This window comes from uncultured Dokdonia sp., from assembly GCF_947492815.1.
Classification (GTDB): domain Bacteria; phylum Bacteroidota; class Bacteroidia; order Flavobacteriales; family Flavobacteriaceae; genus Dokdonia.
Window position 1 is genome coordinate 1 of record NZ_CANLOB010000078.1, and the last position, 809, is coordinate 809.

The following is an 809-nucleotide window of genomic DNA, read 5'->3' on the forward strand; positions in this document are numbered from 1 at the left end:
TAATCAGGATCTGGTGTATAAGTTACTGTTCCATCTGCATTGATCGTTACTGTTCCATTGGCTGGATTGGTAACATCAGTTACCTCTACATCACTGTTTGGATTAAACGTATCATTATCTAATACATCGATATCTACTGGTGTATCCTCTGGTGTCGTAGCTGTATCATCCATCACATCTTCTACTGGAGTGACTGTTACTGTTACTTGAGCAATTTCAGTATCTCCATTACTATCCTCTATTTCATAGAAGAATACATCTACTCCTTGAAAATCTGGACTTGGTGTATAATCAATAGTATCATCTGTAGGATCATTTGGAGTACCATTGTCATTTACAACAGCTGTTCCATTAGAAGGACCTGTGGTAATTACAATTGCACCTGTTGATGGTCCATCTGTCCCAAAATTATCATTATCAGTAACATCAATATTTACTGCGACATCTTCTTGAGTTGTTGCAGTATCATCCTCTGGGTCAGGTACTTGATTTACTGAATCTACAGTTACTGTTTCTTCATAAGTACAACCATTAGCATCTGTTACTATTATTGTATAATCACCAGAATCTAAGTCAGTAATTGTAGCTGTTGTTTCTCCGTTACTCCATGAGTATGTATACGGAGGTGTACCTCCTGAAGGAACAACGGTTGCTGTTCCATCATTTGCTGTTGCTCCATTCTCATCTGTAGTAGTAACATCTGCAGTTACTGAACTATCAGGTTGAGTAACCGTAGCGTTTACAGTAATTGTACATCCGTTGGTATCTGTAACAACTACTGAATAATCTCCCGCTACTAAATCTACTAT

The 809-nt window shown here is 37.8% G+C and carries 1 protein-coding gene; it reads right to left on the bottom strand.

All coding sequences use genetic code 11. The features are described from left to right. Positions 1-809, bottom strand: an 809-nt coding sequence (locus tag Q1A01_RS23585; protein WP_299686020.1) for an Ig-like domain-containing protein, incomplete at both ends; no start/stop codon positions are given.